This window comes from Promicromonospora sp. NPDC060204 (genome assembly GCF_042728455.1).
GTDB lineage: Bacteria > Actinomycetota > Actinomycetes > Actinomycetales > Cellulomonadaceae > Promicromonospora.
On the sequence record NZ_JBHWZO010000078.1, the window covers coordinates 1 to 23,981 of the forward strand.

Consider the following 23,981-nt stretch of genomic DNA (forward strand, 5'->3'; position numbering starts at 1 on the left):
GCACAGGCCTGTGCCGACCTCGATGCAAGGTGCCGACCCCAAGGACGGACTGCCGACGTCGGGGGGACGACGAAAAGGCCAGGACCACCGCCGACACCGGACACTAGGCTCCCGCGCGTGATCGTGACCCACCTCGACGGCCTGCCCGTGCGCCTCCGAACGCCGCACGACCTGTCCTTCGCGGCCCGCTGGGGCACGGTGTTCGCGGTGCTGGACGACCAGGACTCGGGCAACCTCTGCCTCGGCGTCGAGGGGCCGGCGGGCCGGGTGTTCGTCAAGTACGCGGGCGCGCCCACGCTGCGGTACGACGGCGACGTCGCGGAGGCGGCCGACCACGCCCGCCGGGCCGCCGAGGTCTACCGGGCGCTCGCCCACCCCACCCTCGTGACCCTGCGCGAGGCCGTCGACGTCGGGACGGGCCACGCCCTGGTGTTCGACTGGACCGACGCGACGCCGGTCGGCCGGCAGTACGAGCGGTCGCACGTGGTGCGGTCCCTGGACCTGACCGCCCGGGTCGACGCGGTGCGGCAGGTCTACGACTTCCACGCCCACGCGGCCACGCTCGGCTGGGTGGCCGTCGACCTGTACGACGGCTCCGTGATGATCGACCCGGAGAGCGGGCGCGTCGTCCTGTGCGACCTCGACCTCTACGAGCCCGCGCCGACGGTCAACCGGATGGGCCGGATGTGGGGGTCGTCCCGGTTCATGTCGCCCGAGGAGTACGCGCTCGGGGCGCCGATCGACGAGGTCACGAACGTCGTCGCGCTCGGGACGCTCGCGCACACGTTCCTGGGCGACGACGCTACGCGGTCGCCCGCGGCCTGGGCCGGCTCGCCCGCGCAGCTCGCCGTCGCCGACCGCGCGGTGCGCGCCGAGCGGGCGGAGCGCTGGCCGTCGGTCGCGGCGCTGGCCGAGGCCTGGCGGGCGGCAGCCCGGGACTGAGCCCGGCGGGCCGGCCCGCCGCTGTTAGCCTTCCGGCATGCCGGACAGCACGAGCAGCGGACACACCGACCGGACCGCCCCGTCGGCCTACGGCGCACCCGTCTCGCCGCAGGGCGTGGACGCCCCGCTGCGCCGGTCGGCCGTCTTCCTCACGCTGGTCGTGGCCGACGGCGACGAGGCGATGAGCACCGTCCGCGAGGTGCTCGCCGACCTCGGCGGGCTGGTCAAGACCGTCGGTTTCCGGGACCTGGCGAATCCGGTCTCGTGCACCGTCGGCATCGGCAGCCGGATCTGGACGGAGCTGACCGGACGGGAGCAGCCCGCCGAGCTCCACCCCTTCCGCGAGATCGCCGGCGCCACGCACACGGCGGTCTCCACCCCGGGTGACCTGCTGTTCCACATCTGGTCGGACCGGCAGGACCTCTGCTTCGAGCTGGAGCGCCTGCTGCTCGCCGCGCTCGGCACCGCGGTCACCACCGCCGACGAGGTGTCGGGGTTCCGCTACTTCGACACCCGCGACCTGCTCGGCTTCGTGGACGGCACGGCCAACCCGGTGGGCGCGGAGCTGCCGGAGTCCACCCTGGTGGGCGACGAGGACCCGGGGCTCGCCGGCGGCAGCTACGTCGTCGTGCAGAAGTACCTGCACACCCTCGCCGCCTGGCAGGCGCTGCCGACCGAGCAGCAGGAGCGGATCATCGGCCGCACCAAGGCGGACGGCGTCGAGCTCGACGACGCGGCGACCGGGCAGAAGTCGCACAAGACGCTCGCCACGATCACCGACGAGGACGGCGAGCACGACATCCTGCGCGACAACATGCCGTTCGGCCGTCCGGGGCACGGCGAGTTCGGCACCTACTTCATCGGCTACGCCCGGCACCTGTGGGTCATCGAACGGATGCTGGAGCGCATGTTCGTGGGCGACCCGCCCGGCCTGCACGACCGGATCCTCGACTTCTCGACCCCGCAGACCGGCACCACGTTCTTCGTGCCGCCCACGTCGGTCCTCGACGCGCTGGCCTGACCACCTTCACCGCTTTCGGGTGAGGTGCGCGCACTCCGTCGCTCCTAGCGTGCAGACGCACCATCCCACCGCGACGAAGCGGAGCCCCGTGCGCACCGACGAGCCGGAACCCCGCCGCACCGGCCGGCACGCCAGGACCGACGGACCGGACGAGCCGCCGGGGCCACACGTGCGCGACGAACCGCACGAGCCCGGCGAGGCGCACGAGCCCGGCGAGGCGCACGAGCCCGGCGAATCGCTGAAGGAGCGTGCCGCGTACCTGTACGGGCTGGTCATCACGGGCTCCGTGCTCGCGTCGGCCCCCGCGGACCTGGGGCTCGTCCGGGTCGCCGGGCTGCTGGGCGGCACGCTGCTGGTCTACTGGTGCGCCGAGTCCTACGCGCACCTCATCGCCGCCCGCTCCCTCGCGCGCCGTCCCCTGCACCCCGACGAGCGCCGGCACGTGCTGGCCCAGGGGCTGCCGATCGTCGCGGCCTGCACGGCGCCCGCCGTCGTGCTCCTGATCGAGGCGGTGCTGCGGGTGCCGGCCGACGTCGCCGTCGACATCGCCCTGCTGGTCAACCTCGCACTGCTGCTCGTCGTGGGCTGGCGGATGAGCACCGACGGCGGGCTGACGGGCAGCAGGCGGCTGGGCGCGACCCTCGTCGCGGGGCTGCTGGGCGTCGCGATGATCGGGCTCAAGCTGGCATTGCACTAGCCGTCGCGGGACGGCGCTCCGGCCTCGTCCGGTGCCGCTCCCGCGTCGTCCGGCGCCGTCACGGGACCCGTGTGCAGCACCTCGCGCGCCTGCTCCGCGGCGCGGATCATGCTCTCGCTGATGAAGTCGAGGAACCGGGCGATGTTCTCGAGCCGCGCCGCGGCGGGCGTGTCCGCCCCGAGCACGACGACCCCCTCGCGGGCGGTCGCGGCGAGCTGGTCGTTGGCCCGGGCGCTGGCGACCGTGGACTGGTACCAGACGTCGTTGTCCGCGACGTATCGCTCCCGCCGGCCCTCGTCGCGTTCCCGCCGCACCAGGCCCTGAGCCTCCAGGAACGTGATGGCCTTGGAGACGGACGCCGGGCTGACCTGGAGGCGCTGGACAAGGTGCGCGGCCGTGACGCTGCCGTCGTCGGTGGTGAACATGCAGGTCAGCACTCGTGCCGTCATCTTGGACAGGCCCGAGGCCATGAGCACGCCGATCAGCGACTCCTCGAAGTCGGCCACAGCCGCGGCGTCGCGCCCGTGTGCCTGCGGGGCCGCCTGTGCGGCGCGCGGCGCGGCCTGCCGGCTCCGCTGGGCGCGGCGCTCCGTGGCGCGGTGGGCCAGCTCGGCGCGGTAGCCGCCGGGGCCGCCGTTGCGCAGCACCTCGCGCGTGACCGTGGACGTCGGGCGGTCCAGCCGGCGCGCGATCTCGGCGTACGACAGGTCGTCGGCCAGGCCCAGCGCGATCTGCTGGCGTTCCTGCTTGGTGAGTCGGCCTCCCGGCATCGCGATCTCCTCGGTGCTCCGCGTGATGGTCCCTGCCCGCCCAGCATAGCGTTCACCTCCCGCTCATTGCAATGCAACGACACCGCTCGTTGCATTACTCTCACGACCGTTGCAACAGTTTTATGGTTCTGACCTGCATTAATACAGTTGCAACGCAACAAGCATGTTGCCCGGTGGTGGAAAGCAACGTAGCGTTTGCGATGTCAGAAACACCGGGAAGACACCAGCACAGGAGCCGATCGCCATGCACACCTTCGCCACCCCCGCCCCGATCTCCGCCGTCGTCGAGATCCCCGCCGGCCGGGTCCAGCTCATCGCCGCCGACCGCGCCGACACCACCGTCGAGGTCCGGCCCACCAACCCCGCCAAGAGCAACGACGTCCGGACCGCCGAGCAGACCACCGTCACCTACACCGACGGCGTGCTCAAGATCCAGACCGCCGAGCCGCACAACAAGCTCGTCGGCCACGCGGGTTCCGTCGAGGTCACCGTCCAGCTCCCCGCGGGCTCCGCTCTCGAGGGCACGTCCGGGGCCGCCGAGCTCCGCGCCGTCGGCCGCCTCGGTGCCGTCGTCTTCGACGGCGCCTACCAGCAGATCAAGATCGACGAGGCGGCCAGCCTGCGCCTCACGGCGATCGACGGCGACGTCGAGGTGGGCCGCCTCACCGGTGCCGGTGAGATCACCACCGCCCGCGGTGACATCAAGATCGCGGAGGCCACGAACGGTTCGGTCGTGCTCAGCACCCAGGCCGGTGACATCACGGTCGCCGCGAGCGCCGGCGTCTCTGCCACGCTCGACGCCGGTACGACCCTCGGCCGCATCAGCAACACCCTCAAGAACGACGGCGCCGCCGTGCTCGACGTCCGCGCGACGACCGCCTACGGCGACATCTCGGCGCACAGCCTCTGAGCCGAACCGGTCCGGGCCTTCGGGCCCGGACCAGGCACCACCCCGCACGACGCGACACACCGCGCACCGCGCGCACCGACCAGCACCACTCCCGCACCACGAACCGACAGGTGGAGAACATGACGAACGACAGCGCTTCCTCGACCAGCACCGCGTGGTCCGGCCTGGTGCCGGTCGACGACACGGCTCTTGCCGTGACCGACACGGGCGGCACCGGCCTCCCGATCGTCTACCTGAACGGCCAGTTCGCGACCCAGGGCTACTGGCGCAGGACCATCGCCGACCTGGGCACCGGCTACCGGCACATCACCTTCGACGAGCGGGCCCGCGGCAAGAAGTCCGGGACGTCCGCGGACTACTCGTTCGAGGCCGCCGTGCGCGACGTCGACGCCGTCCTCGCCGCCCGCGGCGTGGAGAAGGCGCTGGTGATCGGCTGGTCCTACGGGGCCGTCGTCGCGGCCCACTGGGCGCAGCGGAACCCGGGGCGCACCCTGGGCGCGGTCCTCGTCGACGGCGCCTTCCCGCACGACTGGCTCGACGACGCGATGGAGGTCCGCATCCGCAAGCTGTTCCGCCGGATGAGCTGGTTCACCGTCCCGCTGCGGATCACGGGCATCACGCCGCGGATGTCCGCCGCGGAGCAGGCGGAGAGCAACATCGAGCTCGGCAAGCTGTCCCGCGAGAGCGCCCTGGCGCCGGTGCTGAACGACATCAGCGTCCCGGTCCGGTACGTCGTGGCCTCGGGGACGTCCCTGGGCAGCAAGGGCGACGAGCAGGAGCAGATCCGGGCCGGGCTGGAGGCGGCGACCGCCGACAACCCGAACATCCGGATCAGCGCCAAGGTCGCCAGCAACCACGGGGCGATCCTCAACAAGGACTTCCGCGCGATCGGCGACGCCGTCCGGGAGGTCGCGGACCTGAGCCGCACGCAGAAGTAGGCACCACAAGTAGGCACCACAAGACGACGAGGGCCGGGGCATCGCGCGAGCGACGCCCCGGCCCCGTCTGCGTCGTCCGGGTCAGCCAACCGGGCGCAGGTGGACGTCGTCCGGCACCGGGATGCCGAAGCCGGGCGCGTCACCCAGCCGCAGCACGCCGTCCGCGGGCGCGAGCAGCGCGGGGTCGACGCCGGCCACCGTGCCCGGCACCCCCTCGACCACCTCGACGTTGCCGAGGCCGGCCGCGAGGTGTGCGGCGTAGCGGGTCTTCAGCGGCCGCCCCCACGCGTGCGGCGAACCGTGGACGCCGTCCGCCACGAGCCGGGGCATCAGGGCGCGCCACGCGGTCAGGCCGTACGACATGACGTCCATGAGCAGCACGTCGATCGAGCCCGCGGCTGCCACCGGCAGCAGCGCGGCGACGTCAGGCAAGGTCTCGCCCTCCGCGATCCGGGTGTCCGGCGAGTGCGCGTCGAGCCAGGCGCGCAGGGCCTTGAGGTCGTCGGCGTCGTCCAGGAACGGCTCCTCGACCCAGTACAGCCCCACGTCGGCGACGGCCTCCAGGTAGTCGATGAACCCGTCGCGGTCGTAGCCGTCGTTGGCGTCCACCAGGATCCGGGCGTCCGGGAACGCGTCCCGGATCGCGCGGGTCACCTCGATGTCGCGGGCGTCGCCGGCCGCGCGGGAGAGCCACTTGTTGCCGCGGCCGATCTTGAGCTTGAAGTCGCGGAAGCCCAGCGCGGCGTCCGCGCGGCACTCCTCGACCAGCACGCCGACGCCGCGGGGCGCGTCGTCGGGGTCGAGGTCGTCGAAGTAGATCGCGCCGTCGTAGACGGCCACGTCCGGCGTGCCCCGCCCGCCGAGCAGCACGTGCACGGGCTCCTCGAGCACCACGCCCAGCAGGTCGTGCAGGGCGATGTCGAGCCAGTGCTCCGCGTGGTCGAGGATGCCCGTGGCGGGGTCGATCAGCTCCGAGAGCAGGCGTCCCTCGACCCGGGCGACGTCGCCCGGCGGCCCCTCGAACAGTCCCCAGCCGGTCCGGCCGTCGTCGGTGACCAGCACCGCGACGTCCGAGTCGGGTCCGGCGCCGTGGCTGCCGAGCCGGGCGTTGCGGCCCACGGTCCGCGGGTAGCGGGTCTCCAGCGAGGCGAGCCGGACGGAACGGATGCGGGGGTCTGCGGAGGCCATGGGGTCCAATCAGGTCAGGTCGGGCGGTGGTGCCGCGCCGAGCGCGACGGAGAGGCGGGCGGCGGTACGGCGCACGGCCGCCACGATCGAGGGCTGGGCCGCGACGATGCGGTCCCGGGGCCCGGCCGCACTGATCGCGGCGACCGGGAGATCGTCCGCGCCGAGGATCGGCGCGGCGACGCAGCGCACGCCGGGCTCCCGCTCGGCGTCGTCGAGGGCCCAGCCGCGGTCGCGGATGAGGTCGAGCTCCGCGTGCAGCGTCGGCGCGGTGGTGAGGGTGGTCGGGGTGTAGCCCGTCAGCGGGATGCGGTCGACGATCGCCCGGGCCTCCGCCGGCGGAAGCGCCGACAGGTAGGCCTTGCCGAGCGCCGACGCGTGCAGCGGGGCGCGGCTGCCCAGCTTGGAGACCACCTTTACCACCTGTGGCCCCTCCTGCTGCATCACGTAGCACATCTGGTCGTCGTCGAAGATGGCGATGAACGCCGTCTCCTCGGTCTCGGCGACGAGCTCGCGCAGGTGGTCGGGCCCGACGGCGTGGACGTCGAGGCCGTCCAGCGCCTGCAGCCCCAGGCGCATGATGACGGGCCCGAGCCGCAGCTCGGTCTCGCCCACCACGTAGCCGCGCTCCCGCAGCGTGCCCACGATGCGGTAGGCCGCGCTGCGGCTGAGCCCGAGGTCCGCGGCCAGCCGCTGGACGGTCAGGCCCGGCGTCGCCGCGATCCGTTCGACGATGTCCAGGCCGCGTGCGAGGGTGCCGGCGGCCCCGCCGTCGGCGGGGGTCCGGTTGCTCGTGTCATTCACGCTGCCATTCTGCACGGCACCTGCTCACCCCTTGAGACCGGAGCGGGCGACGCCGGCGATCACGTAGCGCTGCACGAACGCGAACAGGATCAGCACCGGGACGCTCGCGATCGCCGCGCCCGCCATGACGGCCGGGAAGTCGGTGGCGTACGCGCCGCGCAGCGTCGCCAGCCCCGCGGGGAGCGTGAGCTGCTCCGGGTTGAACAGCACGTACAGGGGCCACAGGAAGTCGTTCCAGCTGCCGAGGAACGACAGCAGGCCGAGCGTCGCGAGCGGTGCCCTGGACAGGGGCAGCACCACGCGGACGAAGATCTGCCAGCGGTTGGCGCCGTCGATCAGCGCCGCCTCCTCCAGCTCCGCCGGGAGGCTCTGGAAGAACTGGACCAGGAAGAACACGCCGAACGCGCTCGCCGCACCCGGCACCACCAGCGCCCACACGCTGTCGAGCCAGCCCAGCCCGTCCACGATCAGGTAGTTCGGCATGAGGAAGACGAAGCCGGGGACGAACAGCGTGGCGATGATCAGCCCGAAGATCAGGCGGCGTCCGGGGAACCGCATCCGGGCCAGCGGGTACGCGGCCGCCGACGCCGTGGCGAGCACCAGCACCGTGTGCAGCACGCCGACAAGCACGGAGTTGCCGAGCCACCGCAGCAGCGGCGCCTGCGCGTCGGCGAACAGCCGGGTGTAGCCCTCGACGCTCGGCGCGGGCGGGATCCACTGCGGCGGCAGGGCCGTGGCGTCGCCCGTCGTCTTGAACGACGTCGAGAGCATCCACAGCAGCGGCGCCAGGATCAGCACGGACAGGATGAGCAGCATCGCGTACAGCAGCAGCGTGCCGACGACGCCGCGGCCGGTCGCCTCGTCGCGCCGGCGCCGGGGCGCGGGCTGTCGTGTCGTGGGCGGGCGGGTGGTGCTGCCAGGGGGAACGACGGTGGTCGCCATGTCAGCTCTCCTTCTGTCGCAGGAACAGGAAGTTCAGGGCGCTGACGGCGATCAGCAGCAGGGCCAGGAGGTAGCTCATCGCGGCGGCGAGCCCCATGCGGAACTGCTCCAGGCCCACCTCGGCGATGAACATGATGGCCGTGCGCGTCTCGTTCGACGGGTTGCCCGCGGTGAGCAGGTAGGACTGGCCGAACATGTTCGCCGAGGCCAGCACGGTCATCGTCAGGACGAAGAGGATGACGGGGCGCAGCTGCGGGATCGTGACGTGCACGAACTGCTGCCAGCGGTTGGCGCCGTCGACCTTGGCGGCGTCGTAGAGCGCGTCGTCCACGTTCTGCAGGCCTGCGAGGTAGACCACGGAGTTGAAGCCCAGGGTCCACCAGAGCGTGACGCCCACCAGCGAGACCCAGACCCACGGCGTCGCCGTCAGCCACGGCACCGCCTCGGTGACGCCGAGCTCCGCGAGGTACCCGTTGACCAGGCCGGTGTTGCCGTTGAGCAGGTACTGCCAGAGCAGGCCGACCACGCTGACGCCCAGCACGTACGGCGCGAAGAAGACCGCGCGGAAGAAGGTGCGCCCGCGGAACCGCTGGTTGAGCAGGAGCGCCAGGCCCAGCGGGACGGCCATGAGCAGCGGCACCGAGAGCACCACGAACAGCCCGGTGGCCCGCATGCTCTCCCAGAACTGCTGCGCCACCAGCGCGTCCGGGGTGAACAGGTCCACGTAGTTCTGCAGGCCCACGAACGGCCGGTCGGGCAGGAAGAAGTCCCAGTTGTGCAGGCTCATCCAGAGCCCCGACACGGCAGGGACCAGCACGAACGTGCCGAAGATCAGCAGGAACGGCGCGAGGAAGAGGTAGGGCGTCCAGGGCCGGGGCCGGCTGGGCGAGACGACGGCGGTGGCCCGGGCGACGGGCGCCGTGGCCGGGGCTGCGGTGGCGGTGGCGGTCATGTCAGGCCCTCCCGTACTTCTCGGCGTTCTCCTGGAGCAGGAAGGACGCCTGGGTCGTCGCGGTCCCGAGGGCCGCAGCGGGGTCGCCGAGCGAGAGCAGGGCGTCGCCGATCGCGGGGTACAGGATGGTGGTCTGCACCTCCGCGATCCCCGGCACCAGCGGGTAGAACCGGATGTGCTCCACGCCCTCGGCCACGTGTGACTGCGCTGTCAGCTCAGCCAGCTCGGGCGAGTCGAGGATGGGCAGGCGGGCGGGGACAGGCCCCGCGGTGGCCCAGCCGATCGAGTTCGCGAGGATCCAGCCGAGGAACGTCACGACGGCGGCGAGGCGGTCGGCGTCGAACCGCGGCTGGCGCGCGACCACGAACTGGTGCGAGCCGGAGAAGGCGGCCCGCCCGCTGCCGATCTGCGGCAGCGGCGCGACGTCCCAGTCGAGCCCGTCGACGGAGCCGAGGTCGTTGATGAGGGCGCCGGGGCCGCCCCAGAGGAAAGCGTTCTGGTCGTTCTTGAACGCCATCGAGGCGTCCGAGCCGCTCACGTTCCGCGGGCTCCAGCCGACCCGGATCAGGGACTGCTGCCAGGTGAGCGCGTCCACGCCGGCCTGCGCGCCGAACGTCGCGGCGCGTCCGGCGGCGTCGTAGTGCTCGCCGCCGAACTGCCAGAGCAGGGAGTCGAAGCCGCGCCCCACGCCCTGCGGGTCGACGGCGGGCAGCCAGTGGCCCTGGACGCCGGACGAGGCCAGCGCGTCGAGCGCGTGCTCGTAGGCGGCGCGGTCCGTCGGCGGCGCGTCCGGGTCCAGCCCGGCCTGCTCCAGCACCCGGCGGTTGTAGAACAGCGAGTCGGGCCACATGTCCAGCGGCAGCGACCAGCGCTGGTCGCGGTAGACGCCGGAGCCCCAGACGACCGGGAGGTAGTCGGACTCCACGAGGCCGACCGTCTCCAGGACGTCGTCGACCGGCATGATCACCTTCCGCGCGGCGTTGGTCGCCACCTGGAAGTTGTGCATGAGGGCGAAGTCCGGCGCGAGGCCGCTCGTCACCGCGGCGGGGAACTTCTGGTAGAAGTCGCCCCACGGCAGGGCGTACATGTCGATGCCGATGTGCGGGTGCTCCCGCGTGAACTCGTCGATCAGGGTCCGCATGACCGGCCCGTCGCCGCCGGTGAGACCGTTCCAGAACTTCAGCGTGACCGGCGGCCCGTCGTAGGCCGCTGGGACCCGCGGCAGCCGCGCCGTCCCGATCGTCGGCGCGCAGCCGGCGAGCGACGCCGCGACGCCGGCGAGCCCGGCCGCACCGATCGCCCGCAGTACCGCGCGGCGCGTGAGCGTACTCATCTCCACGTCCCCACCTCATTGTGTGCTGTCCCGATCATCGGGACTGCTGTGTCGATGAGCGGGACACTATCGAAAGGCATGGAACGCGCGCAAGGGTCCGCCGCGAAAAGGTGCTCGCGCAGACCCTCGATGTCGAGAGCCTGCGCGAGCACCGCCCGGGAGCGGAATCCGGACGGTCAGCGGGCGGCGGCCTCCGCGTAGCGCTGGAGGAAGCGGGCGGTGCCCCGCGCCATGTTCGCGATCTCGGTGGGGTCCACGCTCTCGTTCGGGGCGTGGATGGCCGCGAGCGGTTCCTCGACGCCGATCAGGAGGATCTCGGCCCAGGGGTAGGTGTCCGCGAAGACGTTGCAGAGCGGGATCGACCCGCCCTGCCCGAGCCGGGCCATCGGCTTGCCGTAGGCCTCCTCCAGCGCCCCGGCGAGCGCGTGGAACGCGGGGCCGTCGACCGCCGCGAGGAAGGGTTCGCCCTCTGCCTCGACCGTGACCTGCACCGCGACGCCCCAGGGCGCCGCCGCGCGGAGCTGGCGCTCGAGCGCCGTCCGGGCCTGGTCCGCCGTGGTCCCCGGCGGGATGCGGAGGTTCAGCCGGGCGGAGGCGCGCGGCGTGATCGCCGAGGCGGACCCCACCACCGGCGGGCAGTCGATGCCCAGGATGGTCAGCGCGGGCCGCGCCCAGAGCAGGTCCGCGACGCTGCCGTCGCCGAGCAGGGAGACGCCCTCCAGCACGGTCGCGTCCCACCGGAACCGGTCGGCGGGGTACCCCTCGCCCGCCCAGGTCCCGCGGTGGTCGAGCCCGGCGACCGTGGTGTCCCCGTTGCCGTCGCGCAGGGTGGCCAGCACCGCGACCAGGGCCGCCAGCGCGTCGGGGGCGGCGCCCCCGAACATGCCGGAGTGCACCTCCGAGGCGAGCGCCTGGAGCGTCAGCACCACGTTGACCATCCCGCGCAGGCTGACGGTCGCGGCGGGCTGCCCGACGGCGGCGTTGCCGGTGTCGCACACGAGGACGGCGTCGGCGCGCAGCAGGTCGGCGTGCTCGGGCACGAACGCCTCCAGGCCGCCCGTACCCTGCTCCTCCGAACCCTCGACCACGAGCTTGAGGTGCACCGGCGGCTCGCCGAGCGCCCGCAGGGCGGCCAGGAGCATGACGATGTTCCCCTTGCAGTCGGCGCTGCCGCGGCCGAACCAGCGGCCGTCGGCCTCGGTGAGCTCGAAGGGCGGCGTGCGCCACGCGGCCTCGTCCAGCGGCGGCTGCACGTCGTAGTGCGCGTAGAGCAGCACGGTGGGCGCGGCCGGGTCGGCGCAGGGCCGGGAGCCGACCACCGCCATGCTCCCGTCCGCCGTCCGCTCCAGGTGCGCGTCCTCGAAGCCGACGTCGGCGAACCGGGTGAGCACCCACTGCGCGGCCCGGTCGCACTCGTCCGGCGGGAACTGCCGGGGGTCCGCGACCGACCGGATGGCGACGAGCTCGGCGAGCTCGGCGCGGACCTGTGGCATCTCGGCGTCGACCCGGGCGCGGAGGTCCATGGTCAGGCACCCGTCACGTCGTCGGTCTCGAGGCTGTCCACGTACTGCTGGAACTCCTCGAGCTCGTCCGGGCAGTAGATCTGGATGATCAGCATCTGGCCGCGCAGGATCTTGCGGTCCGAGATCACCGGGCGCGACCCGGGCCCGCCGGCGCCGTTGGCGAGCTGCGCCTGCAGCGTCGCGCGGTTCAGGGGGTCGTTCGGGTCGGCGCAGGTCGCCCCGCCGTCGTCGCCGAGCACCCGGACGATCTGGTCCTTCGACGGCGAGACCGTGGCCCCCGCCTCGTCGAGCGCCTGGATCAGCTGGTCGGCCTTCGCCTCGGCGTCGTGGGTCCGGTCCGCCGCGCGGTAGAGGACCAGGGCCAGGACGAGGAGGACGCCGATCACGACGCCCACCGCCACGTACAGGATGGTGCGCTCGCGCCTGGACTGGGTCTCGTCGGGGGTGCTCATTCCGGGCTCGCCTCCTCCGCCGACTCCTCCAGCTTCCACGAGGGCTTGCGAGCCCGGTAGAAGAGGTACGGGACCAGCAGGCCGAGGCCCAGGGCACCGACGACGACGATCACGACGTACACGGCCGGGTTGCCCCCGCTGAACTGGGACGGCGGCACGAACCCGACCAGCAGGGCTGCGAGCGACGCCCCGAAGCCGATGCCGCAGAGCGACTTGAGCATCGGGCTGCGGAAGCCGCGCGGATGGTCGGGGTACTTGCGGCGCAGCCCGATCGCCGCGACGAACATGAGCAGGTACATGATCAGGTACACCTGCGTGGTGATCACCGAGAAGATCCAGTACGCGCTGGAGACGTTGGGGATCAGCGCGTACATCAGGCCGATCGCCGTGGTGACGACGCCCTGGACCACCAGGATGTTCTGCTGCACCCCGTTCTTGTTGAGCCGCTGCAGGTAGGGCGGCAGGTAGCCCTCCTGGCGGGAGATCAGCAGCAGGCCCTTGGACGGGCCGGCGAGCCAGGTGAGCATCCCGCCGAGCGAGGCCGCCACGAGCATGACGCCGACGATCGGGGTGAGCCACTGCGTCCCGAAGTTCGCGAACACGGCGTCGAAGGCCTGCATCACCCCGGCGGTGAGCGAGAGCTGGTCGGCAGGCACCACCCAGCTGATCGCCAGGGCCGGGAGGATGAAGATCAGCAGCACCATGCCCATCGCCAGGAACATCGACTTCGGGAACTCCTTGCCCGGGTTCCGCAGCGACGACACGTGCACCGCGTTCATCTCCATGCCGGAGTAGGAGAGGAAGTTGTTCACGATGAGCACGAGGCTGGCGAGCCCCGCCCACGCGGGGAGGATGTGGTCGGACGTCATCGGCGCGGCCGACTCGTTGCCCTGGCCGAGGAACACCATGCCGAGCACCACCAGCACCACGCCGGGGATCAGCGTGCCGATGATGAGGCCGCCGCTCGCGAGCCCCGCCACGCCCTTGGTGCCGCGCGAGGAGACCCAGACGCCGCTCCAGTAGACGACGATGATCACGCACGCCGTCCAGACACCGCTGCTCGCGAGCGCCGGGTTGAAGACGTAGGCCAGGGTGCTCGCGACGAACCCCAGCAGGCTGGGGTAGTAGAAGATCGTCATCGCGAACTGGCACCACACCGCGAGGAACCCCATGGGCTTGGAGATGCCGCGCGCGACCCAGTTGTAGACGCCGCCCTTCCAGCCGGAGGCGAGCTCCGCGGAGACGAGCGACGTCGGCAGCAGGAAGACCACCGCCGGCACCAGGTAGAGGAACACGCACGCCAGCCCGTAGACCGCCATGGTCGGCGCTGCCCGCAGGCTCGCCACCGAGCTGGTGGTCATCATGGCGAGCGCGACCCAGGAGATCCACGCCGTCGCGGGCACCTTGGCGCGGACCTGGGCGACTGGCTCCGCGGCAGGCGTCGGCTCGGCGGCGTGCCGCGCCACGGGCTCGTGCGCGGGTTCGTGCGAAGCGTCCATGGCGCTCATGACCTGCCTCCGTCCGGTCGGGCGGTACAGCGGGGAAAGACGTCAGCCGGCGAGGAGCCTGGCCTTCTGGGCGCTGAACTCGGCGTCGGTCAGGACGCCGTCGTCCCGCAGGCGGCCGAGCCGTTCGAGCTGCGCGATCACGTCCTCCGACGCCGGGCCGGGGTTCGTGACCGGGGCCGGGGCAGGCGGCGGGGGCGCCGCGTAGACCTGCTGCTGCGGCGGCGGCGCCGCGTAGGACTCCTGCGCCGCCCAGCGGTTCGCCTGACGCCGCGAGACCCGGTTGGACACCGCGGTCGCGGTCCCGGCCACGACGGCCGTGCGTGCCATGCCTCCGATGAGTCCCATCACGTCATCCCTTCCTGCGTCTGAGCCGGTGTGGTGCTCGGCGACGTCTGCTCCGCCTCCAGCGCGTCGAGCGCCGCGACGACGTCCTCCACGGGGATGCGGCCGGTGGCGATCACCTGCGCCCCGGCCTCCCGCATGGCCGTCACGAACGGGCCGGCCCACGTGTTCTCGTACACGATGAGGCCGACGGCGTCGCCGGGGGCCACCAGCGCGACGCTCTGCGCCAGGTCCTCGTCGTCGAGGAGGCCGGAGCCCACGCCCTCGAACACGGCGAGGTCGAGCGAGCCGTCGTGGTCCAGGTCGGTGAGGGCGACGGCGACGACGTCGCCCTCCTCGGTACGTCTGGCGACCCGGAGGTCGAGGATCCGGATGATCCCGCGTTCGACGAGGTCCAGCAGCGCGGCGAGGCCCTTGCCCCGCATCCTGCTGCCGGGGAACTCGACGGCGAGGTAGTCGATCGGTCCGACGTCCAGCTCGGTCATCTCCGCACCTCCTGCGGTGACGGGCGGATACAACGCTTCCGAGCCCAGGCTGGCGTCGACCAGGGTGGTAGCGGCCCACCCGCACCGGGGTGGACCTGCGCCACCCGGTCCCGCGCCATGATCGCGGGACACACCCCCGGAGGCCCCCATGTCCGCCATCCCCACCTACGACGCCGACCAGCTCACCGGCATGCTCGCGATCCTGCCCGACGTGGACTCGGTCGAGCTCAAGCTCACCGTCCCCGACGACTTCCAGCGCACCGCCGTGCGGACCCTCGGCATCGACCCGCTGGACGCGGTGCTGCGCCAGGTCGCGTTCGTCGACACCCCCGACCTGCGGCTCTCGACCGCCGGGGTGGTGCTGCGCGCCCGCCGGACCCAGCGCAAGCCCGCCGACCTGACGGTCAAGCTCCGGCCCGCGATGCCGCAGGACGTCCCCGACGGCTACCGCGGGCACGCCGGGTTCAAGGTGGAGCTCGACGCGTCACCCGCCGGCTACACCTGCTCGTGCTCCCTGACCGTCGAGGCGCCCGACCGCCGGGTCCGCAAGCTGATGCTCGGCGACCGCGGCATCCACGGCCTGCTCGACGACGACCAGCGCGCCCTGCTCGGCGAGCGCTGGCCCGAGGGCGTGCAGGCCGACGACCTCGTCGTCCTGGGTCCGATCAACCTGATCAAGTGCCGGTTCCGGGCCAAGGGGTACCGGCGCCGCATGGTCGCCGAGCTGTGGGGGCTGCCGGACGGCTCACGGATCCTTGAGCTGTCCACCAAGGCACCCCCGGAGCAGGCGTTCCAGGCCGCCGCGGAGACCAAGGCCGTCCTGGCCGGCAAGGGGCTCGACCTCGGCTCCCCGCAGGAGACCAAGACCCGGGCGGCGCTCGCCGCGCTGACGGCAGGGGACGGCGCACCCGGCGATCAGTGATCCCCGCCCGGCGCCGGCGCTCAGCGCCGCCGGGCGCCCGCCCTCAGCGCCGCCAGGCGCCGGCGGGCTGACCGCGCCGGGGCCGGTTCATCAGGGCCCGGGCCAGGTCGGCCGCCTCGGCGCGGGACCCGCAGCCGAGCTTGCGGTAGATCACCTTGAGATGGAACTTGAGCGTGTTCACCGAGATGAACAGCTCGTCCGCGATCTCCCGCAGGCTGAGCCGGCTCGGGAGCATCCGCAGGATGCCGAGCTGCCGGTCCGTCAGGTCCTCGACGAGCTCGACCACCGCCGTCCCGGGCGGGGACGCCCCGGAGAGCGGCACGCGGCGGAGCCGGTCCAGCCAGGGCCGCGGCACCTGCCAGGCCAGCCGCTCGATCGCCTCGACGACCTCCGTGCCCTCGGACGCGACCGTCTGCACGAGGCCGTGCGCGGCGGCGAGCCGCACCGCGCGCGACAGGGCGGCCTCGGCCTCGTCCGCGTCGCGGGTCGTGCGGCTCAGCAGCAGGTCGAGGAGCACGTGGTGCCGCACGCACCGCGGGGCGGCCGCGCGCAGCGTCGTGTCCGCCGCGCCGACGTCGCCCTCCGCGATGAGCACGCGCGCCGACTCGACACCGCCCCAGAAGGGGTCGTCGACCTCGGCGGCCCAGCGCGCGGCGTCGTCGAGCCGGCTCTCGGCCAGGGCCAGCAGGGTGCCCGTGCGGGCCAGGAGCGTGCGGCTGCCGGGCCCCGTGAGCTCCGTGTCGACCAGCTCCGTCGCGTCGCCGAAGGCACGCTCGGCCGCCGCGCCGTCGCCGGAGTCGACCGCGGCCCGCGCCAGCTCCAGGGAGGCCAGCAGCCGGCAGTGCGGCACCGGGTCGCACGGGGTCTCGACCAGGCGCGACAGCACCGGCAGCGCCGCGGACTGCTCCCCGATCTCCCGGTTGGCCAGCGCCTCGGCGACCATCAGCTCGGTCTGCGCCGTGGTCAGGTTCGCCGCCTCGGACACCTGCCGGGTGCCGTACACCAGGCGCAGCGCCTCGACCGGGCGTCCGGCGAGGGCCGCGCCCAGGGCCCGGGTGGCCTCGAAGGCGATCCGCCGTCCGGGTACCGGGCTGAGGGTGCGGGCCACGTGGCGCACCTCCGCGCCGGCGTCGTCCCACCGCTCCGCGAGGGCGATCTCCCGGGCCAGCAGGTTCCAGCCGAACCGGCACAGCGGGTCGGTCTGCCAGCGGTCCCCGATCGTCGCGAGGGCCCAGCGTGCCGACCGGGCCCCCGCGCCCCAGTCGCCGGACACGGCCGCCGACGCCGCGCGGAGCATCTCCAGCCGCGCGAGCAGCCCCGGCTCGATCGCGCCGTCGCCGTCGGCCTGGGCAACGACGGTGTGCACGGCCTGCACGAACGCGTTCCGGTCGGCGAAGAGCTGGCACCAGGCGAGGTCGACGGCCGCGGCGGTGTCGCCCGACGCGGCGCCCACCGGGATCGCGGCGAGCATGCGCCGCACGGTGACCTCGCGCCCGCTGTCGTAGAGCTGGGGCACGCAGGACGCCAGCAGCCGGAGCGCCGCGCGGTCCTGTCCGGCGCGCAGCAGGTGCTCGAGCGCGGCCACCGGCCGCCCGCCGTCCTCGAACCACCGCGCGGCGCGGCGGTGCAGCTCGGCCAGGCGCTCGGGGTCGCGCCTGCGCAGCTCGACCAGGAGGGCGTCCCGGACCAGGGCGTGCGTCTCGTACGCCCCCGAGGGCTCGATCCGCGCGGCGAACAGCCCCCGCTCCTCGGCCCGCTCCAGCAGCTCCGGGGCGTCGGGCCGGCCGGCGAGCACCCGGGCGAGGCCGGGCTCCACCCGGTCCACCACGGACACCGCCATCAGCACGTCGACGACGTCGGCGGGCTCCCCGCTGAGCACCTCGTGCCAGACGTAGTCGCCGACGTAGCGCTCGACGTCGTCCTGCCGCGGCGCGTCCGGCGCCGCACGGGCGTCCGCCGTCCGGGCGGCCAGCGCGGCGAGCTGGATGCTGGCGGCCCAGCCGCCGGCGTGCCGTGCGGCCTTGGCCACGCGCTGCGGCGGAAGCGTCGGGGCCAGCCGGGACAGCATCTCGGTCGCCTCGTCGAACGAGAACCGCAGCTCGGGGAACCGCACCTCGCCGATCAGCCCCCGCGCGCGCAGCCGGTCCACCGGGAGGGGCGGGACGTGCCGGCTGACCAGCACGACGCGCAGCCACCGGGGCAGGTGCTGGACGAACATCGTCAGCGACCCGCCCGCCACCGCCTCGTCCACGAGCTCCAGGTCGTCGATCACCAGCACGCGCGGGCCGTACCGCCGCGACTCCAGGTCGTCGAGCAGCGTCCCCACGGCGTCGAGGAGCGCGTGCCGACGCCGGATGAGGTCGGCGGCGGGCTCGGCGCAGCCAGGGGCGATCCCGTCGAGCGCGGCGAGGATGCTCAGCCAGAGCTGGGCGGGATCACGGTCCGACTCGTCGACGGACAGCCAGGCGTGCGGCAGGTCGGTCCAGCCCACCCAGTCGCGCAGCAGGGAGGTCTTGCCCGAGCCGGCCGGCGCGACGACGAGGGTGAGCGGCGACTCGACCGCGGTGTCGAGCAGCTCGATCAGCCGGGGCCGTCGCACGAGGTACTCCGGGTTGACGGCCGGCCGCAGCTTCGCCTGGTAGACGAGCACGTTGCCGCCGAACGAGTCGCTCATGTCCGACTCTCCTAGGTGCGCCTGGCTGCCGTGTGGGCACGACACCACGCAGTCGACCACTCCCGTGTGCGGGGACGCTCACCCGGTTCGGGGGATCTGGCGCGCCGCGCGGACGGCTTCGTAGCGGTCCAGGGCCTCCGCGCGCTCGGCCTTGTGGTCGACGACGGGCACGGGGTAGCCGGTCGGCGGACCGTCCGGCAGCTTCCAGGGCTGGTGCGCGGCCTTGCCCGGCACGTCCGCGAGCTCAGGGACGTACTTGCGCACGTAGGCGCCGTCCGGGTCGAACCGCTCGCCCTGCAGCACCGGGTTGAACACCCGGAAGTACGGGGCGGCGTCGGTGCCGCTACCGGCCACCCACTGCCAGCCGTGCTGGTTGGAGGCGAGGTCGCCGTCGACGAGCTTGCTCATGAAGTGCCGTGCGCCCCACCACCACGGCAGGTGCAGGTCCTTGACGAGGAACGACGCCGTGATCATGCGCACCCGGTTGTGCATCCAGCCCTCGGCCAGGAGCTGCCGCATCCCGGCGTCGACGACGGGAAAGCCGGTGCGGCCCTCCCGCCAGGCGGCGAACAGCTCGTCGGCCTCGGGCCCGCTGTCGGTGACCAGCGCGTCGAAGGAGCGGTCGTAGTTGCGGTGGGCGGAGTCGGGGCGCTGGTCGAGCACGTCGGCGTAGAAGTCGCGCCACGCGAGCTCGTTGCGGAACGACTGCGCGCCGTTCGAGCGCTTGGCCGCGAGGTCGGCGAGCAGGCTGCGCGGGTGCACGCAGCCGTACTTGAGGTAGACCGACATCCGCGAGGTGCCAGGGCGGTCGGGCCGGTCACGGCCGTCCGCGTAGTCCTGGAGGTGGTCGCCCACGAACTCGTCCCAGCGCCGGTGCGCCGCCGCCTCCCCGGGCTCGGGCAGGTCGGCGTCGACGGTGGGCTGGTCGGGGATCTCCGTTGCCTTCACGTCGACGGTCGCGGGATCGATCCAGTCCAGGGAGCCCGCGTCGGTGTCCGCGGGGGCGCGCCACCCGTGGTCGGCCCAGGCCCGGCTGAACGGCGTGAACACGCGGTAGCGGCCGCCGTCCCCGGACCGGACCCGGCCTGGGGCGACGGCGTACGGCGAGCCCGTGCGCACCAGCTCGCGGCCCTGCTCGGCGAGCGCGTGCTCGACGTCGTTGTCCCGGGCCTGGCCGTAGGGACCGAAGTCGGCGGCGATGTGGACGGCGCCCGCGCCGATCGCCTCGGCCACCCGGGGCACGACGTCGACCGGGTCGCCCTTCACGACCAGGAGCCTGCCGCCGAGGCTCTCGCTCAGGTCCCGCAGGCAGCCGTAGAGGAACCACTGCCGCGGGGTGCCGGAGGGCTTGAGCAGGCGCGGGTCGAGCACGAACAGGGCCAGCGCGCGGGCGCCCTGACCTGCGGCGAGAAAGGTCGGCTGGTCTGCGACGCGCAGGTCGCGACGGAACCAGATCAGCGCCGGGGCATCGGTCATGCCGCCCACCGTACGGGGGCGCGGGTCGGCTCGCGCCCGGGCGGGACCGTCCCTGTCCCCGCCTCGGCGGGGGCCCTAGGGTCCACCTGTGCACAACCACGAACCCGCGGACTACGACTGCCCGTTCTGCGACTTCGCGGCGGAGCGCGAGACCGACGTCGTCTACCGCGACGACCGGGTCTTCGCGATCATCGCGCCCCGCTGGTGGCCGCGGAACGCCGGCCACGCGCTGATCATCCCGGTCGCCCACCACGAGAACCTGTACGACCTCCCGGCGTCCGACGGCCACGCGATCTTCGACGTCACCCAGCGGCTCGCCCGCGCGATGCGCACCGCGTACGGCTGCGCGGGCGTCTCCACCCGCCAGCACAACGAGCCCGCCGGCAACCAGGACGTGTGGCACTTCCACCAGCACCTGTTCCCCCGCTACCCGGGCGACGACCTCTACGGCACGCTCCCGGAGCCGGACTGGCTCCCCGCCGACCGCCGCCGCGCCTACGCGGACCGGCTGCGGTCCGCCCTCCAACCCGCATTCGCCGAGTCAGTCGACTAGTCCGACCACCCGGCTGACTCGCCACACCAGATCGGCCGAGTCAGTCGACTAGTCCGACCACTCGACTGGCACGGCGGAGAATGTCTGGGGAGGCAGCGCGGGGCGGACGGCGCGGGCCAGGCCCGCGACGTCTCACGTGCCAGGTGTGCCTGGATGCCGAACTCGCTCATCTCCGCGAGGATCTGCCGCGCCTCGCTCTCCGCTACGCGGATGAACACCGGCGACCCCGCGGTCAGGCCGGCCTCCTGGATGCTCCGGCGCGAGGCGCCGTTGATCATCAGGAACATCTCGATCTGGCGTTCCCGCTCCCCGGTCGGCTCGGCGCCCAGATAGACGGTGTAGCCGTCGCCGGATCCACGGTCGATCGGGACCGGCACGTTTCGGTCCTCCCGCGGATACACCGCACCCGCGACGAGCCACGCGAGCCCCGGGACGACGGTGGCGAAGACCAGGACGCTCACGAGGAACGGCCAGCCCGGGTCCAGCGCCAGGTAGACCACCACGGACCCGGACACCACGAGCACCACGAGGCCCTGCCGGGCGTACTCCCGTTCAGTCTTCGCGCGCATCCCCGCCACCTCGGTTCGAGCCGGCCAGGTCCGGCGTCACGCAAAGGATCGCCCGGATCCGACGGTGCCGGCCAGGCTCGCCCGGGAGTTCACCCGGTCCGCGGTCCTGGCCGACGACGCCGACGTCCGTCACGGTACGACGAACGTCACCGTCTGCACCGGGTTGTCGAACTCCGTGGTGCGCAGCGACACCTGCACGTCCCACTCCCCCGTGGTCGGCAGCACGAGGTCGCCCGCGTAGACGCCCGGCCCCAGCGAGCTGAGCGTCACCTCGCCGAGCTCCACCTCGTCCGAGGCCAGTGCGAGGCGCGGCGCCTCGTAGCCCTCCACGGGCTCGCCGGCGGCGTCGGTCATCTCGATGGTGAGGGTGGCGGGGCCGACGGCGAGGGGGGCCAAGGTGATCCGGGCCGAGATGTCGTCGAGCTGCACCGACTCCTCGGCGGTCGGGCCGCGCACCTCGTCGGCGGTGACGGCCGTGTCGGACTCGGGGCTCCGGTCCACCAGGAAGCCCGTGACGGCCAGGACGACAACCAGCACGCCCGCCTCTGCGAGCGCAGTCCGGACCAGGAGCGCGGCGGGCGCCGCACGACCCTTGCGTGGTGCGGTGCGCAGGCGCGGCAGCAGCGCGAACCGGTTCCATGCGGCGATCCCGATCGCGACCAGGGCGGCGAGGACCTTGACCAGCAGCAGCGCCCCGTAGCCGGAGTCGACGAGCGCGCCCCAGCTTCCGGCGACCCGCCAGGCCAGCACGGTCCCGGCGACCACGAGCACCGCCAGCACCACCGAGGCCCAGGTGGAGAAGCGGCCCAGCACGACGGCGCCGGCGTCGCCGCGCGCGAGGTCCCCGAGCACGAGCGCGACCGCCACGAGGCCGCCGAGCCACAGGGCTCCCGCGGCCAGGTGCAGCACGTCCACGCCGATCACGAGCGCCTCGGGGATCGCCGCGCGCGTGTGTCCGGTGAACGCGGGCGCGGCCAGCGCGAGCGCGCAACCGGCCAGCACCAGGACGACCCGCTTCCGGTCGGGCGCCACACCCGCCGGGAGCGACCGGACGGCGAGCGCGAGCCCCGCGACCACGGCGGCGGGGACGGCGTACTCGGCGGGCGCGAGCGCCGACCAGGTCGAGCCGTCGGTGATCGCCGACGCCGGCAGGCCGAGCTGGTAGAGCGCGACCAGCGGCACGGCCAGCCCGCAGCCGAGGGCGGCGACACCGGCCGCCATCCTGGCGACGGCACGGAGTCGCGTGCGTGACCGGTCGGCCACGCGGTCGCGCGGGAGGAACAGGACCACGAAGGCCGCCACCCCGGCGGCCGCCAGCAGGCCCACGTACCCCACCCCGCGGACGACGCCGAGCAGGACGGGCGCGTCGGTGCCGGCGTCCGCGCCGGTCGGCACGTCCACCACGTCGCTGGGCGCCCCCACCGAGAAGCTGAGCGAGCCGCCGATCGGGTGACCGTCCTCCGACACGAGCCGCCACACCACCACGAGCGTGCCGTCCGGGACCTCCTCGTCGAGGTCGACGAGGAGCCGCGAGGCGCGGACCGTGGCCGTGGACGCCACCTCCTCGCCGGTCGCGTCGAACACCTTGGTCCCGGCCGGGACCCCGATCACGGACTCGTTGAAGGTGAAGGTGACCCGCTCGGGGGCGGCGTCGAGCACCGCGCCCTGCGCCGGGTCGGTGCTGATGAGGGTCGCGTGGGCCGCGGCGGGGCTCGCCGACCCGAGCAGGAGCGCCCAGGCGACGGCGAGCAGGAGCAGCCAGCCGCCGGCGCGCCGCCCCGCGGTGCGGTGGCCCGCGGTACGGCGGGTCATCCGCGTCGGCGCTGCCGCAGCAGCACCGCCCCGCCCACCAGGACGCCCGCGGCCAGGAGGCCCGCGGCACCGTAGGTGACCAGCGGGCCGCGCGCCTCGGCGGCGGCAGGCTCCGCGGCAGCAGGCTCGCCGGCGGCAGGCTCCGCGGCCGGCTCGGCGATCACGGTCGCCTCGGGAGTGGGCTCCGCGGTGGGCTCGTCCTTCGCGGACGGCGTGGCGGCGGGCTCGCCCTCACCCGCCGTCACCACGAGGACCGGCGCCGGCCGTTCGAGCGCGTCGTGGCCCGCCCCGTGCTCGGCGACCTCGGTCCAGGCCGCCTCCCCCACCTCGCACTGCTGGACGACCGGGAAGACGAGGGTCGCCCCGGCGTCGTCGGGCAGGCGCACGGAGAACTCGACCTCGGCGTGCTCCCCGTCCGGGAGCGGCTCGTCGGTCGACCAGGTCAGGGCGTCCGGGGTCTGCTCGACGGCCCAGCGGTCCGTGCCGGAGGCGGTGACGTCGGTGGCCTCCGCGGGGACCCGGACGGAGATCGCGGTCGTCGCCGAGTCCTCGCAACCGTGCGGGATCTCGACGCGGAGCTCGGCCGTGGCACCTGCCGCGGTGGTGGAGGGCGTGATGGTCACGTGGGCTGACGCCGTCGTCGTCCCGAGGACCACGAGGCCCACGGCGGCAAGGCCGGTGAGGGCCGCGCGACGGATCGTTGTCGTGCGATTCATGGTGACTCCTGGGGAATGGAGCTGGCCCGCACACCAAACCAGCCTGTCGAACTAGTGTCAAGAATGTGAACTGATGCACCCGCGACCATGGATTTCGGGGTGCGCTACGCGTACGGTGGTTCACGTCACTGAATCAAGGTCGCAGCCGTGAACTGCGGAGCGGCCGCCACCGGAGGGAAGACATGCCCAACATCACCGTCGAGCTGCTGCGCGGCCGCACGATCGAGCAGCGTCGCGACTTCGCCAAGGCCGTGGCCGACAGCGCCGTCGAGATCCTGGGTGCCCGCCGCCAGGACGTCCGCATGGTGTTCAGCGAGATCACCCCCGACATCGTCGCCAACGGCGGCGTGCTCGCCAGCGAGGACGACAGCCGGGCCGGCGTCGTCGCCACGTTCGCCGACGACTGACAGTTCACTTTGAGGCCCGGGTTTCTTCGCTCTGAGCGACCTCAGAGC

General features: G+C 73.4%; 24 protein-coding genes. 8 read left to right on the forward strand and 16 right to left on the reverse strand.

Translation table 11 applies throughout. The annotated features are described in order from the left end of the window. The first annotated feature begins 117 nt into the window (after nt 1-117). From ACFWEJ_RS12195 to ACFWEJ_RS12205, 3 genes are read left to right on the forward strand one after another with little or no spacing between them, the layout of a single operon-like run. Nucleotides 118-942: a hypothetical protein gene (locus ACFWEJ_RS12195; protein WP_377229470.1), complete on the forward strand. Its 825-nt coding sequence runs from the start codon at nt 118-120 to the stop codon at nt 940-942. 37 nt (nt 943-979) lie between these two features. Next, complete coding sequence (locus ACFWEJ_RS12200) at nt 980-1,963, forward strand: Dyp-type peroxidase (RefSeq protein WP_377229471.1); 984 nt, start codon at nt 980-982, stop codon at nt 1,961-1,963. Between the two features lie 49 nt (nt 1,964-2,012). After that, nucleotides 2,013-2,660, forward strand: a complete 648-nt coding sequence (locus ACFWEJ_RS12205; RefSeq protein WP_377229472.1) for a hypothetical protein — start codon at nt 2,013-2,015, stop codon at nt 2,658-2,660. Here the strand turns inward: ACFWEJ_RS12205 and ACFWEJ_RS12210 are convergent. Continuing rightward, nucleotides 2,657-3,430, reverse strand: coding sequence for a helix-turn-helix domain-containing protein (locus tag ACFWEJ_RS12210; protein WP_377229473.1), 774 nt, complete (start codon nt 3,428-3,430; stop codon nt 2,657-2,659). The genes ACFWEJ_RS12205 and ACFWEJ_RS12210 overlap by 4 nt on opposite strands. Nucleotides 3,431-3,674: 244 nt before the next feature. On the opposite strand from ACFWEJ_RS12210, the gene ACFWEJ_RS12215 reads away from it, so the two are divergent. Both ACFWEJ_RS12215 and ACFWEJ_RS12220 read left to right on the forward strand, forming a co-directional pair. Continuing rightward, a complete protein-coding gene (locus tag ACFWEJ_RS12215; protein WP_377229474.1) occupies nt 3,675-4,340 on the forward strand; it encodes a DUF4097 family beta strand repeat-containing protein in 666 nt (221 codons plus the stop codon). 119 nt (nt 4,341-4,459) lie between these two features. Further along, nucleotides 4,460-5,278, forward strand: a complete 819-nt coding sequence (locus ACFWEJ_RS12220) for an alpha/beta fold hydrolase (RefSeq protein ID WP_377229475.1) — start codon at nt 4,460-4,462, stop codon at nt 5,276-5,278. Nucleotides 5,279-5,359: 81 nt separating this feature from the next. Here the strand turns inward: ACFWEJ_RS12220 and ACFWEJ_RS12225 are convergent, their stop codons facing one another. The 10 genes from ACFWEJ_RS12225 to ACFWEJ_RS12270 all read right to left on the reverse strand — a co-directional run bounded on the left by ACFWEJ_RS12225 (nt 5,360) and on the right by ACFWEJ_RS12270 (nt 14,804). Then, nucleotides 5,360-6,466, reverse strand: a complete 1,107-nt coding sequence (locus ACFWEJ_RS12225; protein WP_377229476.1) for an enolase C-terminal domain-like protein — start codon at nt 6,464-6,466, stop codon at nt 5,360-5,362. Nucleotides 6,467-6,475: 9 nt separating this feature from the next. Next, nucleotides 6,476-7,267, reverse strand: coding sequence for an IclR family transcriptional regulator (locus ACFWEJ_RS12230; RefSeq protein ID WP_377229477.1), 792 nt, complete (start codon nt 7,265-7,267; stop codon nt 6,476-6,478). Between the two features lie 24 nt (nt 7,268-7,291). Next, the gene (locus tag ACFWEJ_RS12235) at nt 7,292-8,209 is read right to left on the reverse strand and encodes a carbohydrate ABC transporter permease (protein WP_377229478.1); all 918 of its coding nucleotides are present in this window, start codon (nt 8,207-8,209) and stop codon (nt 7,292-7,294) included. 1 nt (nt 8,210) lies between these two features. Then, nucleotides 8,211-9,161: a carbohydrate ABC transporter permease gene (locus tag ACFWEJ_RS12240; RefSeq protein ID WP_377229479.1), complete on the reverse strand. Its 951-nt coding sequence runs from the start codon at nt 9,159-9,161 to the stop codon at nt 8,211-8,213. Between the two features lies 1 nt (nt 9,162). Further along, nucleotides 9,163-10,494 carry an ABC transporter substrate-binding protein gene (locus ACFWEJ_RS12245; protein WP_377229480.1) on the reverse strand — a complete coding sequence of 444 codons (1,332 nt, stop codon included), beginning with the start codon at nt 10,492-10,494 and terminating at the stop codon, nt 9,163-9,165. A 176-nt stretch (nt 10,495-10,670) separates the two neighbouring features. After that, nucleotides 10,671-12,017 carry a dipeptidase gene (locus tag ACFWEJ_RS12250; protein WP_377229481.1) on the reverse strand — a complete coding sequence of 449 codons (1,347 nt, stop codon included), beginning with the start codon at nt 12,015-12,017 and terminating at the stop codon, nt 10,671-10,673. Between the two features lie 2 nt (nt 12,018-12,019). Further along, complete coding sequence (locus ACFWEJ_RS12255) at nt 12,020-12,469, reverse strand: hypothetical protein (RefSeq protein WP_377229482.1); 450 nt, start codon at nt 12,467-12,469, stop codon at nt 12,020-12,022. After that, entirely contained in the window at nt 12,466-13,977 is a 1,512-nt protein-coding gene (locus ACFWEJ_RS12260; protein WP_377229483.1) for an APC family permease, read from the reverse strand. Before ACFWEJ_RS12260 ends, ACFWEJ_RS12255 begins: the two co-directional genes overlap by 4 nt. A gap of 42 nt (nt 13,978-14,019) precedes the next feature. Next, nucleotides 14,020-14,322, reverse strand: a complete 303-nt coding sequence (locus ACFWEJ_RS12265) for an SHOCT domain-containing protein (RefSeq protein ID WP_377229484.1) — start codon at nt 14,320-14,322, stop codon at nt 14,020-14,022. Beyond that, on the reverse strand, nt 14,322-14,804 hold the full coding sequence (locus tag ACFWEJ_RS12270) for a DUF6325 family protein (protein WP_377229485.1): 483 nt from the start codon (nt 14,802-14,804) through the stop codon (nt 14,322-14,324). Before ACFWEJ_RS12270 ends, ACFWEJ_RS12265 begins: the two co-directional genes overlap by 1 nt. A 148-nt stretch (nt 14,805-14,952) precedes the next feature. On the opposite strand from ACFWEJ_RS12270, the gene ACFWEJ_RS12275 reads away from it, so the two are divergent. Beyond that, nucleotides 14,953-15,726 (forward strand): hypothetical protein, encoded by a 774-nt coding sequence (locus tag ACFWEJ_RS12275; RefSeq protein WP_377229486.1) that lies wholly within the window; start codon nt 14,953-14,955, stop codon nt 15,724-15,726. A 43-nt stretch (nt 15,727-15,769) separates the two neighbouring features. On the opposite strand, the gene ACFWEJ_RS12280 is transcribed toward ACFWEJ_RS12275, so the two are convergent. Together ACFWEJ_RS12280 and ACFWEJ_RS12285 are read right to left on the reverse strand one after the other, a co-directional pair. Then, on the reverse strand, nt 15,770-18,400 hold the full coding sequence (locus tag ACFWEJ_RS12280; protein WP_377229487.1) for a LuxR C-terminal-related transcriptional regulator: 2,631 nt from the start codon (nt 18,398-18,400) through the stop codon (nt 15,770-15,772). A gap of 78 nt (nt 18,401-18,478) precedes the next feature. Further along, nucleotides 18,479-19,876, reverse strand: a complete 1,398-nt coding sequence (locus tag ACFWEJ_RS12285) for a cryptochrome/photolyase family protein (protein ID WP_377229488.1) — start codon at nt 19,874-19,876, stop codon at nt 18,479-18,481. A gap of 88 nt (nt 19,877-19,964) precedes the next feature. On the opposite strand from ACFWEJ_RS12285, the gene ACFWEJ_RS12290 reads away from it, so the two are divergent. After that, nucleotides 19,965-20,429, forward strand: a complete 465-nt coding sequence (locus tag ACFWEJ_RS12290) for an HIT family protein (RefSeq protein WP_377229489.1) — start codon at nt 19,965-19,967, stop codon at nt 20,427-20,429. On the opposite strand, the gene ACFWEJ_RS12295 is transcribed toward ACFWEJ_RS12290, so the two are convergent. The 3 genes from ACFWEJ_RS12295 to ACFWEJ_RS12305 form a co-directional block, all read right to left on the reverse strand. After that, complete coding sequence (locus tag ACFWEJ_RS12295) at nt 20,426-20,998, reverse strand: hypothetical protein (protein WP_377229490.1); 573 nt, start codon at nt 20,996-20,998, stop codon at nt 20,426-20,428. The genes ACFWEJ_RS12290 and ACFWEJ_RS12295 overlap by 4 nt on opposite strands. A gap of 129 nt (nt 20,999-21,127) precedes the next feature. Beyond that, nucleotides 21,128-22,810: a copper resistance protein CopC gene (locus ACFWEJ_RS12300; RefSeq protein ID WP_377229491.1), complete on the reverse strand. Its 1,683-nt coding sequence runs from the start codon at nt 22,808-22,810 to the stop codon at nt 21,128-21,130. Next, complete coding sequence (locus ACFWEJ_RS12305) at nt 22,807-23,526, reverse strand: YcnI family protein (RefSeq protein WP_377229492.1); 720 nt, start codon at nt 23,524-23,526, stop codon at nt 22,807-22,809. The genes ACFWEJ_RS12300 and ACFWEJ_RS12305 overlap by 4 nt, the downstream gene beginning before the upstream one ends. Before the next feature lie 182 nt (nt 23,527-23,708). Here ACFWEJ_RS12305 and ACFWEJ_RS12310 point away from each other — a divergent pair, with 182 nt between their 5' ends. Beyond that, the gene (locus ACFWEJ_RS12310) at nt 23,709-23,933 is read left to right on the forward strand and encodes a 4-oxalocrotonate tautomerase family protein (RefSeq protein ID WP_377229493.1); all 225 of its coding nucleotides are present in this window, start codon (nt 23,709-23,711) and stop codon (nt 23,931-23,933) included. Nucleotides 23,934-23,981: the final 48 nt, after the last annotated feature.

Bases quoted from the DNA above. Each gene is read 5' to 3' on its own strand.
- ACFWEJ_RS12300 (WP_377229491.1), bottom strand. From the start codon at position 22,810: ATGACCCGCCGTACCGCGGGCCACCGCACCGCGGGGCGGCGCGCCGGC.
- ACFWEJ_RS12235 (WP_377229478.1), bottom strand. From the start codon at position 8,209: ATGGCGACCACCGTCGTTCCCCCTGGCAGCACCACCCGCCCGCCCACG.
- ACFWEJ_RS12220 (WP_377229475.1), top strand. From the start codon at position 4,460: ATGACGAACGACAGCGCTTCCTCGACCAGCACCGCGTGGTCCGGCCTG.
- ACFWEJ_RS12280 (WP_377229487.1), bottom strand. From the start codon at position 18,400: ATGAGCGACTCGTTCGGCGGCAACGTGCTCGTCTACCAGGCGAAGCTG.
- ACFWEJ_RS12265 (WP_377229484.1), bottom strand. From the start codon at position 14,322: ATGGGACTCATCGGAGGCATGGCACGCACGGCCGTCGTGGCCGGGACC.
- ACFWEJ_RS12200 (WP_377229471.1), top strand. From the start codon at position 980: ATGCCGGACAGCACGAGCAGCGGACACACCGACCGGACCGCCCCGTCG.
- ACFWEJ_RS12270 (WP_377229485.1), bottom strand. From the start codon at position 14,804: ATGACCGAGCTGGACGTCGGACCGATCGACTACCTCGCCGTCGAGTTC.
- ACFWEJ_RS12245 (WP_377229480.1), bottom strand. From the start codon at position 10,494: ATGAGTACGCTCACGCGCCGCGCGGTACTGCGGGCGATCGGTGCGGCC.
- ACFWEJ_RS12250 (WP_377229481.1), bottom strand. From the start codon at position 12,017: ATGGACCTCCGCGCCCGGGTCGACGCCGAGATGCCACAGGTCCGCGCC.
- ACFWEJ_RS12240 (WP_377229479.1), bottom strand. From the start codon at position 9,161: ATGACCGCCACCGCCACCGCAGCCCCGGCCACGGCGCCCGTCGCCCGG.
- ACFWEJ_RS12275 (WP_377229486.1), top strand. From the start codon at position 14,953: ATGTCCGCCATCCCCACCTACGACGCCGACCAGCTCACCGGCATGCTC.
- ACFWEJ_RS12285 (WP_377229488.1), bottom strand. From the start codon at position 19,876: ATGACCGATGCCCCGGCGCTGATCTGGTTCCGTCGCGACCTGCGCGTC.
- ACFWEJ_RS12260 (WP_377229483.1), bottom strand. From the start codon at position 13,977: ATGAGCGCCATGGACGCTTCGCACGAACCCGCGCACGAGCCCGTGGCG.
- ACFWEJ_RS12215 (WP_377229474.1), top strand. From the start codon at position 3,675: ATGCACACCTTCGCCACCCCCGCCCCGATCTCCGCCGTCGTCGAGATC.
- ACFWEJ_RS12255 (WP_377229482.1), bottom strand. From the start codon at position 12,469: ATGAGCACCCCCGACGAGACCCAGTCCAGGCGCGAGCGCACCATCCTG.
- ACFWEJ_RS12210 (WP_377229473.1), bottom strand. From the start codon at position 3,430: ATGCCGGGAGGCCGACTCACCAAGCAGGAACGCCAGCAGATCGCGCTG.
- ACFWEJ_RS12310 (WP_377229493.1), top strand. From the start codon at position 23,709: ATGCCCAACATCACCGTCGAGCTGCTGCGCGGCCGCACGATCGAGCAG.
- ACFWEJ_RS12295 (WP_377229490.1), bottom strand. From the start codon at position 20,998: ATGCGCGCGAAGACTGAACGGGAGTACGCCCGGCAGGGCCTCGTGGTG.
- ACFWEJ_RS12225 (WP_377229476.1), bottom strand. From the start codon at position 6,466: ATGGCCTCCGCAGACCCCCGCATCCGTTCCGTCCGGCTCGCCTCGCTG.
- ACFWEJ_RS12305 (WP_377229492.1), bottom strand. From the start codon at position 23,526: ATGAATCGCACGACAACGATCCGTCGCGCGGCCCTCACCGGCCTTGCC.